Source organism: Rahnella ecdela, from assembly GCF_019049625.1.
GTDB lineage: Bacteria > Pseudomonadota > Gammaproteobacteria > Enterobacterales > Enterobacteriaceae > Rahnella > Rahnella ecdela.
This window is the reverse complement of sequence record NZ_JAFMOY010000116.1, coordinates 85,551-102,022: the sequence shown is the minus strand read 5'-3', so window position 1 is coordinate 102,022 and position 16,472 is coordinate 85,551. Positions and strand designations below refer to the sequence as shown.

General features: G+C 51.7%; 12 protein-coding genes. 5 read left to right on the top strand and 7 right to left on the bottom strand.

The genetic code is table 11. The features are described 5' to 3' along the window. Nucleotides 1–198: 198 nt before the first annotated feature. The 6 genes from J1784_RS06970 to J1784_RS06945 form a co-directional block, all read right to left on the bottom strand. Nucleotides 199–1,203, bottom strand: coding sequence for a right-handed parallel beta-helix repeat-containing protein (locus J1784_RS06970; protein WP_238485422.1), 1,005 nt, complete (start codon nt 1,201–1,203; stop codon nt 199–201). Nucleotides 1,204–1,229: 26 nt separating this feature from the next. Then, the gene (locus tag J1784_RS06965) at nt 1,230–2,501 is read right to left on the bottom strand and encodes a capsule biosynthesis protein (protein ID WP_217148571.1); all 1,272 of its coding nucleotides are present in this window, start codon (nt 2,499–2,501) and stop codon (nt 1,230–1,232) included. A gap of 48 nt (nt 2,502–2,549) precedes the next feature. Further along, nucleotides 2,550–4,589 (bottom strand): capsular polysaccharide biosynthesis protein, encoded by a 2,040-nt coding sequence (locus J1784_RS06960; protein WP_217148570.1) that lies wholly within the window; start codon nt 4,587–4,589, stop codon nt 2,550–2,552. Next, on the bottom strand, nt 4,589–6,265 hold the full coding sequence (locus J1784_RS06955; RefSeq protein ID WP_217148569.1) for a polysaccharide biosynthesis/export family protein: 1,677 nt from the start codon (nt 6,263–6,265) through the stop codon (nt 4,589–4,591). Before J1784_RS06955 ends, J1784_RS06960 begins: the two co-directional genes overlap by 1 nt. 54 nt (nt 6,266–6,319) lie before the next feature. Beyond that, nucleotides 6,320–7,408: a capsule biosynthesis protein gene (locus J1784_RS06950; protein WP_217148574.1), complete on the bottom strand. Its 1,089-nt coding sequence runs from the start codon at nt 7,406–7,408 to the stop codon at nt 6,320–6,322. A 195-nt stretch (nt 7,409–7,603) separates the two neighbouring features. Next, nucleotides 7,604–8,590 carry a KpsF/GutQ family sugar-phosphate isomerase gene (locus J1784_RS06945; RefSeq protein ID WP_217148568.1) on the bottom strand — a complete coding sequence of 329 codons (987 nt, stop codon included), beginning with the start codon at nt 8,588–8,590 and terminating at the stop codon, nt 7,604–7,606. A gap of 506 nt (nt 8,591–9,096) precedes the next feature. On the opposite strand from J1784_RS06945, the gene J1784_RS06940 reads away from it, so the two are divergent. The 5 genes from J1784_RS06940 (at nt 9,097) to ybiO (ending at nt 14,519) form a co-directional block, all read left to right on the top strand. After that, complete coding sequence (locus tag J1784_RS06940; RefSeq protein ID WP_217148567.1) at nt 9,097–9,363, top strand: DksA/TraR family C4-type zinc finger protein; 267 nt, start codon at nt 9,097–9,099, stop codon at nt 9,361–9,363. Between the two features lie 401 nt (nt 9,364–9,764). Continuing rightward, complete coding sequence (gene glnH, locus J1784_RS06935) at nt 9,765–10,508, top strand: glutamine ABC transporter substrate-binding protein GlnH (protein WP_013574683.1); 744 nt, start codon at nt 9,765–9,767, stop codon at nt 10,506–10,508. Between the two features lie 111 nt (nt 10,509–10,619). Beyond that, nucleotides 10,620–11,279 (top strand): glutamine ABC transporter permease GlnP, encoded by a 660-nt coding sequence (gene glnP / locus J1784_RS06930; RefSeq protein ID WP_013574682.1) that lies wholly within the window; start codon nt 10,620–10,622, stop codon nt 11,277–11,279. Further along, a complete protein-coding gene (glnQ, locus tag J1784_RS06925; RefSeq protein ID WP_095922760.1) occupies nt 11,276–11,998 on the top strand; it encodes a glutamine ABC transporter ATP-binding protein GlnQ in 723 nt (240 codons plus the stop codon). Before glnP ends, glnQ begins: the two co-directional genes overlap by 4 nt. A gap of 313 nt (nt 11,999–12,311) precedes the next feature. Beyond that, nucleotides 12,312–14,519 carry a mechanosensitive channel protein gene (gene ybiO, locus J1784_RS06920; RefSeq protein WP_238485421.1) on the top strand — a complete coding sequence of 736 codons (2,208 nt, stop codon included), beginning with the start codon at nt 12,312–12,314 and terminating at the stop codon, nt 14,517–14,519. 385 nt (nt 14,520–14,904) lie between these two features. Here the strand turns inward: ybiO and J1784_RS06915 are convergent, their stop codons facing one another. Further along, nucleotides 14,905–16,215 (bottom strand): methyl-accepting chemotaxis protein, encoded by a 1,311-nt coding sequence (locus tag J1784_RS06915; RefSeq protein ID WP_217148565.1) that lies wholly within the window; start codon nt 16,213–16,215, stop codon nt 14,905–14,907. Nucleotides 16,216–16,472 lie beyond the last annotated feature (257 nt).

The window sequence follows — 16,472 nt, the reverse complement described above, 5'->3', positions numbered from 1 at the left end:
GTTTTAAGGCCTTTAGCCAGTTCAGCCGCAAGGGCTTTAAGTTTCTTTTCATCCATAATTTACCTGTCTCCGTTGCTGGAGTGAACATATCAAAAACAGGCAATTACACAATTTTAATTACAGTCTCTAGCAAATAGAAATGAGTTATCGCCCCTTAATTTCAAAATTAGCTCATTATCTTTGACTAAAATTGGATTATTATTGAACGTTTTCCCCCACTATTTTGTTCATATAACCAGCATTCAAAATGCTCGTTCCTTTCCCTTCAAACCTATTCCCCTCTACCACATTATTATCCGCATAATCGTTAAAGTATTTACCGGAACCGTCCCTCGGTTTATCCCCGCAGTCAAATCCTGATAAGTCCCGGTTCTGCCGGGATGCCAGCCAGATGCCTACGGGCTCATTCACAAACGTATTATTGCGGATGATGTTATGGTCGCTGTGCTGCCACCGGATCACGGATTTGCCTGTGCTGAAATGCTCGCCGCAGTTCTTATACAGAAACACGCCCCCTGCCCCGTTCGATTCAAACCGGTTGCCTTCAATCAGGTTGTACGCCGACGAATCCACCGCTAATCCTTCACGCTTTCCCTTGCCAAAACTCTCATGGCCGTTGTTGATGATCTGGTTATCTACAATTTTGTTATTACGCGATGAATGTTCCAGGTAAATACCTGACATATACGAGTCACGCACAATCGAATGACTCAACGTCGAATGGGTGACGTAATCGTCAAAGTAAATTCCCACGCGTCCGCTGCCGGTGACTTCAACGTTATCGAGGGTTATCCGTGTTGGTGTCCGGCGGTAATTTTCTTCATGGTTCGGGCTGAGTTTATTGGCTGCGATATCGGAAGTGATACGGATGCCGCTGTGGGTAAAGTTACGCACTTTGCAGTTGCGGATGGTGACATCGGATAACGGCTTACCCTTGCTGTTGATCATTATGCCAAAAGGGCGTTCATTATCCCCTTCCAGCACCGCTCCCCGGCAATTTAATGTCGTATTACTGCTGGTGATGATGACCGCTTCTTTATAAACGCAGTGAGGGGATAACGAGGTATTACCGCGTACCTCGGATAATTCGCAATCATGAGAATGCATAGAAGGGACGGCACCAGCGCAGGCGGAAAGCAATAAAGGGAGCAGGATGGGTAATGAGAAATATGCGCAGAGTTCGATCGGTAAACGTTTTTGCATCTGAGCATATTCCTCAAAGGTAATCGTTATGAAGGCTGTTGTTTGATGTAATTCATAATCAGTTTCTGGCTGATAAATACCGGCTGATACTGGTCATCAACAGCGGTCGCGATGTCCGCTTTATTACCACCATAATACACCGCATTAATCTGCGTATTCTTCAGCAAGTATAGACGGAACTGTTTGAAAAGCTTCATATCCGGCTTAAATCCTGAAGTCCAGAACTGGTTCAAATGCCCCTGATAGGTAATGCCTTTGATGTCATACAGCGCCCTGCCCATCACCTTCAGCGGCTTATTATGGATAAGCGCAGAAATACCCGCGGTACTGTTAATTGTCACCACCGCTTTAGCGTGGGTCAGCAGTTCAGGCATCGGCAGGTCGTGGACGTAGATCACCCGGTTATGGATGCCGTATTTCTTACCCAACTGGCGAATAAGCGGTCCGTAAAGGCGGTGCCCTCTGTCCATCGGGTGATGCTTGATCACCAGAAACTCCATTGATGGCCCTTTTTTGGCGAACGAATGCATCACCTCATTAATGTAATCACGCACGTCGTTATACGGGCTGTGATTACGGATCTGGCTGTCGTTATATACCTGCAAAATCGCCAGATAATAACGCTGATCCAGCTCGGTCTGGAGCTGCTGCAACACATTGCGCTGGCGGAAGGCATACAGTTTTTTACGCCAGGCAGCACGTGTCCAGCAACGCGCCTCATACCACGGCGAGAAGGATTTGTGATGGCGATATTTCGGGAAATCATGACGGTAACGCCATCCGGCCAGGTAATAAGTAATGGCGTGACGGACGCGCTGACCGCCTGACGGTTTGAGTTGCTCGATTTCCGGCATGGTCATTTTTGGCAGGCTGCGGTAAAACTCTGCATCACGCGGCAGGCTGGAATAGGCGTTTACGCCGTTCTGTTCCAGCGTGATGTAGTGCGGGCGCAGATAGCCCTCCTCAAACGCGAGGAAGCGAACGCCTTTAGCCTGTGCCCAGCGTTTAGCGGCCTGATGCAGCGGACGACAATCCCCGAAACACACGATGGTGTCGAAGTCGTATTCCTGCCAGGTGGCTTTCAGCCAGGTCGGAAACTCCTCCGGCGTCTGCTGGTACAAGCGGTATTCACGCTTTCGCGAATACAGCCTGTCGCCGCCGTTGAAAACGACGTTCACTGCTTCGCGACCCAGAGACTCAAGCCACTGCGCTAAATCGCTGAAGAAAGGCCCCATCGGCCCCTGCAACAGCAGATATTTTTTTCCAGAAAGTAATGTTGTAAGCGCCTTACTGTCCATTTCTGTCCGATTCCATCAACGACTTTGGCATTTAGTAAGAAGCTGTTCTCAGGTACTTAATGTCACCCGGATCAGCATGAGCAGTTTTCTGTAATAACGGACTATCCTGCCCGCTTTTATTCTTGTGAATTGCATTTCTGCCCTTGGGGTCGCAGCGAGAAGTTCAACCGCCTGCTCCGCCAAAATAGGCTCCCGACTTTGCGGGTCGATATACGACGGGTACGCGATCAGCGCCTGGTAAACCACGTCGTCAACACTGAGGCTGCGCAACCGGCGTGAACAGCTATGCTCATCCTGCGTCAGTCCCCATCCGGCATAAAATGGCATGCCGTAACACGCCACTTTTTTGCCATGTAATAAGGCTTCAAAACCTGACAATGAGGTCAGGGTATGCAGCTCGTCGGCAGCCTGAATGCACTGAATAATGTCAGCATCCAGCGCCTGACTGTCGGCCCAGCGGCTGACATCTTCAGCCGGAATATTGCCCTGCCGGTTGCCCACCAGCACATCCGGGTGCGGCTTATAAATGATGTAAGCGTCGGGATTACGCTCACGCACCGTGCGCAGCAAATCACTGTTGGTGCAAAGCGACAGCGTGCCCGTGAGGATTGACGCATCATCTTCCACCTGTCCCGGCACCAGAATCACCGTTTTACCCGCGGCTTCGTCCGGCAAGGTAAACGCAGCGCCGAGGTTATATTTACTGACTTTACTGGCGACCAGTCTCTGGCGCAGCGCCGCGGCACGTTGTTGCTGAAATGCCGTCAGCTGGCTGTTATTCAGCAACTGCTCAAGGTCACTCGGGCGCGTGGCATCGTAATAAATGCCCGATTTATCCAGTACCAGCGACAGCGGCGGATGCAGGTCAGAACCCAGTCCTGCCGAGCGCAGAAAGCCGTCTTCCATACGCCATTGCGGGATCTGATGTTGCGCTGTCTGAGCCCCCCAGCGCGTCTCGCCTTTGATTCCCCACACCACACAGGCAGTTTCACCGGCATAGCGTTTTCTGAAATTCACTTTGTTGCTTTTGGTACGCAGGAACGGCGCCAGAATGCTGCGCTTCCAGAGCGTCAGACCCGGCGACCATAAGTGCCCCGTGCGCTGCTGGTGATGACGTCGTTGCATCGAAAGCCAGCTAAGCACATCAAATAACGTGCCACTTTTGCCGCTGACCGGATTGATATACCGGCTGTAACGCAAACAGGCAGCGCTGAACAGGTCTTCCAGACGGGCGGTTCCCCGCCGCGCGCGCAGCGGTTCCGACTGCGCATGGCGATCGTCCGTTAATCCCCAGCCCGCATACCACGGCTGTCCGAAAACGCTGACCGGTTTACCGGCAATCAGCGCCTCAAAACCATAGTTGGACGTCACGACATACACGTGCTCAACCAGACGCAGTAAAGACTGCGGGCTGACGTTTTCCGCCAGCAGTTTGATCCGCGGTTCCTGTTGCGCCAGTTTGGCAATCTGCGTCAAGTAACCCGCTTTCTTGCCGTGCAAAACGTCCGGGTGGATCTTTACCCAAATCTCAGACTGTGGGTTTTCAGCAATCGCTGACCGCAGCATGTCGTCAAACTGTTCAGCTCCGGCATTGCCGTAAACTACCGCCATATCACCGAAGGTCTGATCCACCACTAACACCGCGCCCTGCTCAGGACGGGTCAGTGTACACGCCGGTGCCTGGTTATATTTCGACAAGTCACCGCCAACAATCATCTGCATGGCCTGACGCGCGGCATCATGCAGTAACTGGTTCTCTTCCCGCTGCCGGACAAGCCGCTCCAGCGTGCTTGGCTTCGAGGCGTCGTAATACATGCCCTCTGTATCCAGCACCATCGAAAGCGGCGCAGCACCGCTTACGCCCAGTTCCAGAGAACGGATAAACCCGTCCTCCAGACGTAAAACCGGCAGGCCAGATTTTGCGGCCAGCGCGACGGCTTTATCACCGGTTGGCCGGTAACCCCACACGGCAATCTTCGTGATGTCTTCCGGCACCGGCCGCAGCAGAGAAAGCTTGCGGCTCGGCTGGCTCAGAAACTCGTCCAGATGCGGGATGCGCTGAATTCCCGCAGAAAAGATCCCAATCATTAAATTGTCAGAACCACTTTCGCGGCAACCGCCAGCTGATACAGGATCGTCGAGATACCGCGTGTGACTTCGATGTTCTTCGACTCGTATTTCGGCAACACCATCAGCTCATCGCCAGGTTGCAGCGATTTCACGTCTTCTGCGTTAATCGCTTCGCCGTTCTGTTTGATCAGGATGACTTTCGAGTTACCCGCTTTCTGCGTGTAACCGCCGACTTTCTCGATGTAATCATCCGGGCTCAGACCTTTCTGCCAGCTAACCGCATTCGGGAACAGCACTTCGCCGTGGATCATCACCAGCGAGGTCTTCTCAGGAATGTTGATGACGTCGCCGTCTTCGAGGATCACCTGATTCAGATTCGTTTCACTCAGCACCACTTCACCTTTCGGCACTACCTGACGGGCTTTCGCCACAAAACGGCTGACCAGCTGGGCTTCCTGTGCGCGCAGACGCCCTTCTTCCTGCGTTGAAGATTGTGCCGACAGAGAGGCTTCTTCCAGTTTTTGCAACGTCAGATCCAGCATCTCTTTCTGGCGGAGCGCCACGGAGCGGCGGTACAGCTGGATGGAGTTAATCTGCGACATACTGTTGGTGCGGATTTTCGGCAGCAGCTGGCTCATGGTGGCGCCATACGGCAGTACGACCGCGTGTTCACCGGAATGCGCGCCTTCGATACGTACCTGGATGGTGCCCGCGTAACGGTCAGAGCTGACAATCAGCTTGTCGCCATCCTGCAATGAACGGCCCGGCGCGGAACCCAGCGGGTAATATTCGCTGCGTTTCATGCTGCCCTGCTGGCGGATAATGGTCATGTGCGTCGCGCCCGGTTTCGGACGCGCCCAGCTCAGCGCTTCGCTGACCGGGATCGTGCTGTCACGGAATTCAAAGTCGTAGCTGTTAAAGACATCACCTTCCACGCTGAACGTGTGCTGACGCGGCCCGACAACGATGGTATCGCCATCAGAGAACTGCGAAAGACGCAGGTCGCCGTTAAGCAGGAAATCATACAAGTTGATGCGCGAACGCACGCGGTCATTGTGTTTCACCACGATGTCGACGTAGCTGCCGCGTTCGGTGTCCACGCCACCGGCTTTGCTCAGGTAAGAAAGCAGTGAGTCAGATGCCACGCCGCCGTATAAGCCCGGATTGGTGACATAACCGGTGACAAACACTTTGACCGGTTGTGCCTGAAGCAGTGAGGCGTAAACGTTCACGTTAGCCTGATAAACCTGTTTCACCTTGGTGGTGATCACGCTGTTCAGCTGGCTGTTAGACACACCGGCTACTTTCAGCGGGCCGACGTTGGGCAGGAAGATATTGCCTTTCGGGTCGACGGTCAGCGCGCCATCAAAATTGAATGCGCCCCACAGACGGATTTGTACCTGGTCACCCAGGCCAACGATGTAATTCGGGTTAAAACCGATGCTGGCTGCGTTATCAGCCGCCGCGCTGCCGGTAAATAACTGCGCACCGAACATACGGCTCATGACCGCAGGCACCGGAGGAGGCGGCGAATCATCAAAGCCGGTATCAGAACCGGTCTGCTGCGTCTGTCCGGTTAAAAATGTCGGCAGCGGTGCTGCGCCGGTCATGTTCGGATCGGCGTTGATCCCGATGGCATTTGCCTGGGTAAGCTGGCAGGCCAGCAAAATTAAAACGGACTTCAATAATTTCATAACAAGCTCTGTGTGCGATTCTTCAGGCAAAAAGGGATAGCGGTACAAACCACATCAATCTTTATGGTCATCGATAACGGCCAGCAATAATTTAATCGTTCCGAATAACAGGCAGCACACCAGCAGCCAGCTTGCGATCATATAAGGAATATTCGGGAACGTGGTTTCTTGCGGGAGCTGCGGCGAACTGATCACCGAAAGCACTTTCAGTTTCCGTGCCGCTTCAACACGGGTTTTCTCGACCGATGTCAGCGTGAGTTTGTAGAGTTCGGTATCAAACTCGACTTTCGATTTAATGCTTTCGAAATCCACCGCCATGCTGTTCAGCTGATGGCCGTCCGGCGCGGTGATTTTGCTTTTTTCCTGATCGATCTGCTTGCCCAGAGAAGTAATGGCGTTTTGCGCGCTGATCACCTGCGGCGCATCTTCACGCAGATAGGTCAGCAGATTGCGCAGTTCCGCTTCCATCTGAATTTTTTGCCCCATCAGCGTATTGACCAGCGTGGTCGCTGCAATCGCCTGAGCCTGCGGATCGAGAATATTGTTGTGGTTCTGATACGCCAGTAACTGGGTTTTACTTTCGTCCAGACGGGCGCGGGCTTCACGCATTTCATTTTCAGCAAACGCCTGCTGGTCACGGGCAATCTTATGCGTGATCTCATTGATGAAACGTTCGGATTCTTTGAGAACCGCTTTGTTGAACAGCTCGGCGAATTCCGGGGTAAAGCCCTGAGTACCGATGGTCAGCATGCCGGATTTGTCGTCATAAGTGACGGCAATGCGGTCGCGGTAGTAGTTCAGGAACTGCTCGCTGCTGGCATCTTTCGGCAGGTGATACAGAAAATCCAGACCGCTTTTACCGAAAACGGAATGGAAATCGAGCTGCTTATCCAGCACCGCCAGCATGTCCGGTGAGTTGATGTATTCTTTTAAATACATGGCGTCCTGAGCGGTGCTCGGATTCCCGGCACCCAGCAGCAGGCCGACGTTCAGGCTGGATCCGCTGATGTCGTTAGAACTTTTGATAGCGACCGTAGATTCGCTGAGATAACGCGGACGGCTGAAGATCACCAGATAGATGATCAGCAACGCCATTGGCAGGCCGATCACAATTTTGCCCAAATTGCGGTTCAGCGTGGCCATATTAAGATGAGGAGATCGACGAACCCGGGCAATGTGTTCGCCGGGCCATGCGGACTTCAATTTTTCAATAAACATTTATTATCATCATGACAAACAGCACGTTTTTATCGTCGTGCTTTATTAAAAGTACCGTGAAAACCTTATTTCCCTCGCATAAGGGTCACGGTGCGCAAAGAGTTAAATCGTGTTTAATCGTCAGTCGAAGATACGAACCAGCCCTGCGACGTTCTTCTCTTTATCGGTCACCAGCAATACTGAAACGCGGTGCTTTTGCATCAGCATTTCAGCATCGGTAATCATCATGTCCGCCGGTAAGGTCAGCGGCGAGCGGGTCATCATGTCTCTGGCACACGCACTGTCGAGTTGTGCATTCTTTTCCATATAACGGCGCAAATCCCCATCAGTGATGATGCCAGCCAGCTGGTTCTGCGCATCATTGACTGCCACCATGCCCTGACAACCGCAGGTGATCGCCGAGATAACCTGACGGAACGGCGTATCTTCGGTAATGGTCGGCACGTTCACCTGCATCACGTCACAAACGCGGGTCAGCAAACGGCGACCCAGCGAGCCGCCCGGATGGTAACGGGCAAAATCTGTCGGCAGGAATTTACGCTGATGAATAAGTGCCACGGCCAGCGCGTCGCCAATCGCCATCGTCAGCGTGGTCGATGTGGTCGGTGCCAGATTATTCGGGCAGCTTTCGCTTTCCATCATCAGTTCAAGCGTCGCATCAGCATGTTTGGCCAGCGTCGATTCACAGTGATTAGTGATTGCAATAATGCGGTTACCAAACTGGCGTAATGAAGGAATAAGCTTAAGAATTTCGTCGGTTTCCCCGCTGGCCGAAATCAGGATCAGCAAGTCATACGGCGTAATCATCCCCAGATCGCCGTGAAAGGCTTCTGCAGGATGAATAAAGAAACTGGGTGTTCCGGTGGAGGCCAGCGTCGCGGAAATTTTGCGCCCGACATGCCCTGACTTTCCCATTCCGGAGAGGATCACGTGGCCTTTGCACTCCACAATCAGCTTCAGCGCCTTCTGGTACCGAACGCTGTCGAGTTGTGAAGAAAGACGATGTAAGGCATCAGCCTGCTCAGAAAGCGTACTGCGCACCGAGTCAATCAGACCGGGCTGTAAAGGAACAAGACCCGCACTTCCAACTACCTGATTATCTGCCACTTTTATACCCTGAATACCCTGTCCGGGATAAAACTCACTCAGCGACTACACTATAGAGTGGTTATGTATTTGGTTAGCCGATCAAGTAAATGCGCGGAGACGAATTCCATTTCCTGGTCTGGCCGGTCGACGCTGCCTGGCAGCTGGAGGGAATTGAATGAGAAAAGCGAGAACCTGACCGAAGCGAGGCTCGCGAGCAAAATATGCACTTACAAACACGCGAATAAAGAAACAGATTCACATGGGTTATTGATAACTGAAACACATTCATTCAATTCACGCGAATTTTTAACATAGGGCACGAAATAACACAAACGCTATCGGACTTGTCCTAGGAATTTATGACATTTCGTTATTTCGTCGTGTTAAAGAAAAATTATCAACCCCCTGTTTTATAACAATTTGCTCTTAGCTAGCACAATCAATCATAGCGAATTAGCACTATAAGCAGACTATTATTAACCAATAGAAATCTAGTCGTAAATTAATGTTTCAAGGAGGCCACTATGGCAAGCGGATGGGCGCAAGATGGCGCCGTGCAGGACCAGATTGATTCCACCGTCAACGACGCAGTAGAGCGTGCGCGCCAGTCTCTCGGGCATGGCGAAAGCGCACATTATTGTAAGGAATGCGGTGAACCCATTCCTGAGGCACGCCGGGAAGCACTTCAGGGGGTGCAATATTGTGTGAAGTGTCAGGCGGAGATGGACAAAAAGCAGCAGGATCATGCCGGATACAACCGGCGCGGCAGTAAAGACAGCCAGTTGCGCTAGCATTTTTCCTTATGACTGGTTGCACCATTTTGGTTCAATCACAGTCTCATCCGGCCTGAATTTCGCGGTTCACTTCTTAACATCTGCTTCAAAACTGAGCACAGGTTTTACTCAGGTTCTAATAAAGTTAGAGCGAGTTATCATTTGAGCAGCGCAGTTGTTAATTAATGATTGTTTAAAATACAACATCTGGTTAATGATGAAGCCATGCACCATCAGAGAACATTTCAAAATGTAAGAACGCACCATTATAGTGCTTTCGCTCATTAAAATGCCGCTTGATCGGTTCAGCAGCGCGATAACTTATTGAATTTTAATATGCATAAATTTTGGCATAAATTTTGCATCAAAGCGCCGTAACTAAATGCCGTTCCCATAATATGTACAAAGGAAATTCACTGATGAAGTCACTGTTAAAAGTTTCCCTGGCCGCGTTGACTCTGGCCTTTGCCGTTAGCTCCCACGCAGCAGACAAAAAACTGATCGTAGCTACCGACACTGCGTTTGTACCGTTTGAATTCAAACAAGGCGACAAGTACGTCGGCTTCGACATTGACCTCTGGGACGCGGTCGCTAAAGAGATGAAAGTCTCTTATGAACTGAAACCAATGGATTTCGGCGGCATCATTCCTGCCCTGCAAACTCATAACATTGACCTGGCTCTGGCCGGTATCACCATCACCCCTGAGCGCAAAAAAGCGATCGACTTCTCTGACGGTTACTACAACAGCGGCCTGATGGTGATGGTTAAGAGCAATAACGACGCCATCAAAAGCGTCGCTGACCTGAAAGGCAAAACCGTTGCAGTGAAAAGCGGCACCAGCTCCGTTGATTACATGAAAGCTAACGTGCAGACCAAAGACCTGCGTCAGTTCCCGAACATCGACAGTGCTTACATGGAACTGGGCACTGGCCGTGCTGATGCGGTAATGCATGACACGCCAAACATCCTGTACTTCATCAAAACTGCCGGTAAAGGTCAGTTTAAAGCGGTCGGCGATTCACTGGCTGGCCAGCAATACGGTATCGCATTCCCGCAAGGCAGCGACCTGCGCGAGAAAGCCAACGCTGCACTTAAAACCATCAAAGAGAATGGTACTTACGCAGCAATCTACAAAAAATGGTTTGATACCGAACCTAAATAAGCCGTTTTTAATTTAAGTCGTTCCTTTTTTAAGAAAGAGCACTTGATAAGAAGCGCCTGTCGGATGCAAATCTGTACAGGCGCAGTTTGTTGTTTTACCAGGAGATAATCCATGCAGTTTGACTGGAGCGTAATTTGGCCCGCTCTGCCTATCCTGCTCGAAGGCGCTAAAATGACACTGTGGATTTCGGTCCTCGGTCTGGTTGGCGGTCTGATTATTGGTGTGATTGCGGGGTTTGCCCGCGCGTTTGGTGGCTGGTTCAGCAGCAACGTCGCACTGGTATTTATCGAGCTCATTCGCGGTACGCCTATTGTCGTACAGGTAATGTTCATTTATTTCGCACTGCCGATGATGGTTCCCGATCTGCGTATCGACCCGTTCAGCGCGGCGGTGGTGACCATCATCATCAACTCCGGTGCTTATATCGCTGAAATTACGCGTGGTGCGGTGTTGTCGATTCACAACGGATTCCGTGAAGCGGGTCTGGCGCTGGGTCTCTCGCGCCGTGCGACGCTGCGTTACATCATCATGCCGCTGGCGTTACGCCGCATGTTGCCACCGCTGGGTAACCAGTGGATTGTCAGCATCAAAGACACCTCACTGTTTATCGTTATCGGTGTGGCCGAACTGACCCGTCAGGGCCAGGAAATCATCGCCGGCAACTTCCGCGCCATGGAAATCTGGAGCGCGGTTGCTGTTATCTATCTGATCATTACGCTGGCTCTGAGCTTTGTTCTGCGCCGCTTAGAACGCAAACTGAAAATTATATGATTGAATTCAAAAACGTCTCAAAACACTTTGGTAAAACCCAGGTGCTCCACGACATCGATCTGAACATTTCTCAGGGTGAAGTCGTGGTTATTATCGGGCCATCCGGTTCCGGTAAATCGACACTGCTGCGTTGTATCAACAAGCTGGAAGAAATCACGTCCGGCGAACTGATTGTTGATGGCCTGAAAGTGAACGACCCGAAAGTTGACGAACGCCTGATCCGCCAGGAAGCGGGCATGGTGTTTCAGCAGTTTTATCTGTTCCCGCACATGACAGCGCTGGAAAACGTGGCTTTCGGCCCGATCCGTGTTCGTGGTGCATCGAAAGATGAAGCCAATAAACTGGCCAAAGAACTGCTGGCAAAAGTCGGTCTTTCCGAGCGCGCCAATCACTACCCGTCAGAACTTTCCGGCGGACAGCAGCAGCGTGTGGCCATCGCCCGTGCGCTGGCGGTTAAACCTAAACTGATGCTGTTTGATGAGCCAACCTCTGCGCTCGATCCGGAACTGCGTCACGAAGTGCTGACCGTGATGAAACAGCTGGCAGAAGAAGGCATGACGATGGTTATCGTGACCCACGAAGTCGGCTTTGCCGAAAAAGTGGCTTCACGTCTGATCTTCATCGATAAAGGTCGCATCGCAGAAGACGGAAAACCGTCTGATCTGGTGAACAACCCGCCGAGCGAACGTCTGCGCGAGTTCCTGCAACACGTATCTTAAGGCAGAAGCTGCTGGATCTTAGCTCCTCCCCCTGCGAAGGGGGAGGCTGGGAGGGGGTATAGCAAGCAATACATTAGTTAAATTACACTTTAGTTAAAATACACTTTAACTTTTTGGTTTGACCTTAATACCCCACCCCAACCCTCCCCTTCGCAGGGGAGGGAGCACTTCCCCGTCTATGGCACATCACCTCACAAATTTCTGCCACTATTTTTCTGCAATACGGTCACTTATGCTTTACCCTTAGGCGGCCATAAGCCGATTAACCGCTATTTTTGAGAGAGGAACAATGCCGCATAACGACAGGACTCCGTTGGCTCACCGCATCCAGACACACATAAATTCCATCTTGCTGTTTATCACGCTGGCTCTGTTCAGCGCCTTCAGCCACGCGGCAGAACAACCTGCCGGTGCCGATCAACAAAAAGCCTCTTACGCCGCGCTGGCCGATATCCTTCAGGATGATAAAGCCCGTGCACAGCTGGTCGCGCATCTGCGCGAAGCGGCCAAAACCGATGCCGCGACACCCGCTCCGGCTGCGAAAAAAGCAGAACCAAAACCGGAACAACTCTCTCTGATCGACGAGCTGGTCGATACCACGCAAAACACCGTCGCGCAGTTCAAAGAGCGTGTGCAGAAACTGAAAGCCACTATAGATTCCGGCCCGCAGCACAGCTTCCGCGCCGATAGATTTTTCGCGGCGTTGGGATATTTCCTGCTCACTGTTGTCATAACGTTTGCTTTGTTTCATCTGATCCGCAAAGGGGTTGGCCCTCTGTATATCCGCCTCGGACGCTGGGGCAATAACGCGCGGCTGAAGCAGGCGCACTGGTATCAGTTGCCCGCCAGTATTCTGGGCGCATTCGCTATCGATCTGATTATTTTGCTGCTGACCGTCGCCGCCGGAAACCTGTTCACGCAATATATGAACGGTGAAAGTGCGCTGATAGCGCGTCAGCAAGCGCTGTTCCTCAGTGCCTTTGCAGTCATTGAGTTCTTCAAAGCCGTATTGCGGCTGATATTTGCGCCCGGCTTCAGTTTCCTGCGTCCGTTCCCGCTGACAGACATGACCGCCCGTTACTGGAATACGCGTCTGGCGTGGGTCAGCGGCCTGATTGGCTATGCGCTAATGGTAGGCGTGCCGGTCGTGGCAACGCAAATCAACTACACTACCGCCGCCGTGGTCAATTTTGTGGTGATGCTGGGGCTGACGATTTATGCCAGCGGGTTAATCCTGCATAACCGGCGCATTATCCACCGTGAATTCAACCTGCTGGCTGAACGTTCAATGGCGTTTTTCAGCGTGATCCTGCGCGCACTCGGCCATATCTGGCATCTGCTGGCGGTAAGTTATTTCGTGGTGCTGTTTTTCCTGTCACAGTTTGATTTTGCCGGTAGCCTGCAATTTATGATGACGGCAACCGTCAAAAGTCTGGTGGTGATTGCGCTAGGCGCGTTGATTTCCGGGCTGCTTTCCCGCTGGATCAATCGCCGTATTACCCTGCCGGACGACGTGAACCGCCGCTATCCGCTGTTACAAAAACGTATTAATTCGTACATTCCGGCGGGTCTGAAAGTCATCCGTGTGCTGGTGGTACTCAGCGTGACTCTGTTCCTGCTCGATGCCTGGCACATCTTTAATCTCAACAAATGGTTTTTGACCGAATCCGGTGAGAAAGTGATCAGCGGGCTGGGGCATATTCTGTTTATCTTGTGCTTTGCGATTGTCGGCTGGACACTGCTGGCCAGCATGATTGAGCACCGTCTGGGACAGGAACTGTCTAACGGCGCGCGGCCCAGTGCCCGTGAGCGCACGTTGCTGACGCTGTTCCGCAACGTGCTCGCCATCGTTATCTGTACGATCACCGTGATGATCATGCTCTCGCAAATTGGCCTGAATATCGCGCCTCTGCTCGCCGGTGCCGGTGCGCTGGGTCTGGCAGTCAGCTTCGGTGCGCAAACGCTGGTGAAAGATGTCATCACCGGGATATTCATCCAGTTCGAAAACGGCATGAATACCGGCGAATACGTTACCGTAATGGGGATCACCGGCACGGTCGAAAGCATGACTATCCGCTCGATAGGCCTGCGCGATATTTACGGTGTTTTCCACATCGTTCCTTATTCTTCGATAACCACTCTCTCTAACTACGAGCGCGAGTTCGGCGTTTACCGCGCCAGCTATAACGTCAGCCGCGACGAAGACGTAGATAAGGCCAATGACGTGCTGCGTCAGGCAGTGGAAGAGTTGCAGCAGGATGAAAAAATCAAACCGCTGCTGCTCGGTGAGCCGATATTCCAGGGTGTGGTGGGATTAGGCGATCAGTTCTTCACCATCCGCGTCCTGGTGCGTACCCGGGCGCTGGAGCAATGGACGGTGCAGTATGCGCTGGACAGGCTGGTGAAAATCCACTTCGAGAAAGCCGGAATGGTGATGCCGAGACAGGCAGTGCAGATATATAAAGATGAATCAGGTGCTGGTGCCAGCGAGGCCTTGCCTGCGGTGGGACCCGTCAGGTGATCTGCCAGATAAAAAAATCTGTCTTTGAATTTAAGATGGTGCAGGCGATTCAGAAAGCTTGCTGAGTGAGAGGTTGCAGACCTGAGGCTGCAATCCCGAGAGAAGGCACCGCGCAGCGGCAAGATTTCCAGCCTGTCACTGCGGTATCTGAAAGATAGACAGCGAGCGGTAGCGCTTGTTAAAAAGGCGGGGAGAGATCCAAGAGAGGGAACACACTTCCCTCTCTTGGGCGGTTTCGGCACAACACGTTAAGCGATCACCGCACTTGAGAAACCGAAATTTTCACAATTCAGCCCTCACGGCCAGTGATAAACCGAAATATTCCCGGACAAGCTAGCCAGTGTAACCGGCTAAAATCGCCCGATGCCCGGTCTGGCATCAGAAATTAGTGCCTTGTTTGCCCCTGATCCCCCGTGATAACGGAAAACTCCGCCATCATCCGTACCAGATCCTGCATCCCCAGGTTGACCTGATTGATCACCTCGCCCGCATTACGGCTCAGCGCCACGCCACCGCCCGCGCGGTTAACGCAGTTCCCCATGCCGTCAATCGCCGCCATTACGCCATCGCGGATGCTTTGCGTCAGCTGATCAATTTCGACGGCGGCTTTGCGCGACTGATCGGCAAGCGAGCGGACTTCTCCGGCGACCACGGCGAATCCCCTGCCCTGTTCTCCGGCGTGTGCCGCTTCAATCGTCGCGTTAATGGCCAGCAGATTGGTCTGGGAGGAAATTCTGCGAATGGTGTCCACCATTTCGCCAATACGTTCTGAAGTTTGTCCCAGCTGACCGATAATCTCAGACGCACGGCGCGCCAGCGCTTCCACTTCCTGCATATCCTCCACCGCTTTCTGTACGATGGTCACACCTTTCGCCGCGGTTTTATCCGTTGTCAGGGAAAGCTCATGCACATGCGTCATCATGTTTTCCTGCTGGCGTTGCTGGGCCATCTGGCTGGTAATGTCCTGGGCGATTTTGACAATTTTTACCACTTTGCCATCGTCGTCGATAACCGGGTTATAACTCGCCTCCAGCCAGATTGCCTGACCACGACCGTTCATACGCTCGAAGCGTCCGAGAATAAACTCGCCGTTTCGCAAACGCTGCCAGTGATTACGGTAATCATGAGAATCGCGATATTGCGGAAGACAAAACATCGAATGAGGATGGCCTTTAATTTGTTGCAGAGAATAACCCATGACTTTCAGGAAGTTATTGTTTGCAGAAATCACATGGCCGTCGGGCGTAAAGGTAATCAGCGCCATTGAACGTTCCAGCGCCTGAAGAATTCCCTGGTGTTCGTGAGATTCGTTAATTCTTTCGGAGACATCACTGGCAATTTTAATTATTTCAGTGACTTTGCCTTGTTTATTTTTGACAGGTACATAGGTCGCTTCCAGCCAGATTATGTTTCCGTTTTTTTGTACGCGTTTAATATTTCCGCTGACCGACTTTCCCTGCCGCAAACCTTCCCAGTGCAAACGATACGCATCGCTGGCAACAAACTCAGGCGTACAGAAAATCCGGTGAGGCTGACCAATCACCTCATTCCTGTTGTAGCCCATGCTGCTCAGAAACAGATCGTTGACCTCAAGCACCACGCCTTCTGGCGTGAAAGCAATCATCGGAACTGCCTGCTGAATAGCAGCGAATTTATCACGCCATGCCGTACTAAACTGATGAGAAAATAATTGCATAGGACAGACACCCTGTGGCTGATAACGTGAATTAATGCGCAATCGCAATTAATTTAAATAAACACGTGCTAATTCCCGCGGGTTATTAGTCATATCACTAATAAACCACGAAACATTAGTCTGGCCCCTGGGTGGGTGGCAGGATGATTGCTCGGGCAGTCGAAATATTATGCGGTGAAAAATAAAGTCACCAGCAAAATCATTACTCTGTTAATTAATCAACTTTCTTATAGTGAAGTAAGCATAATTTATTCCAC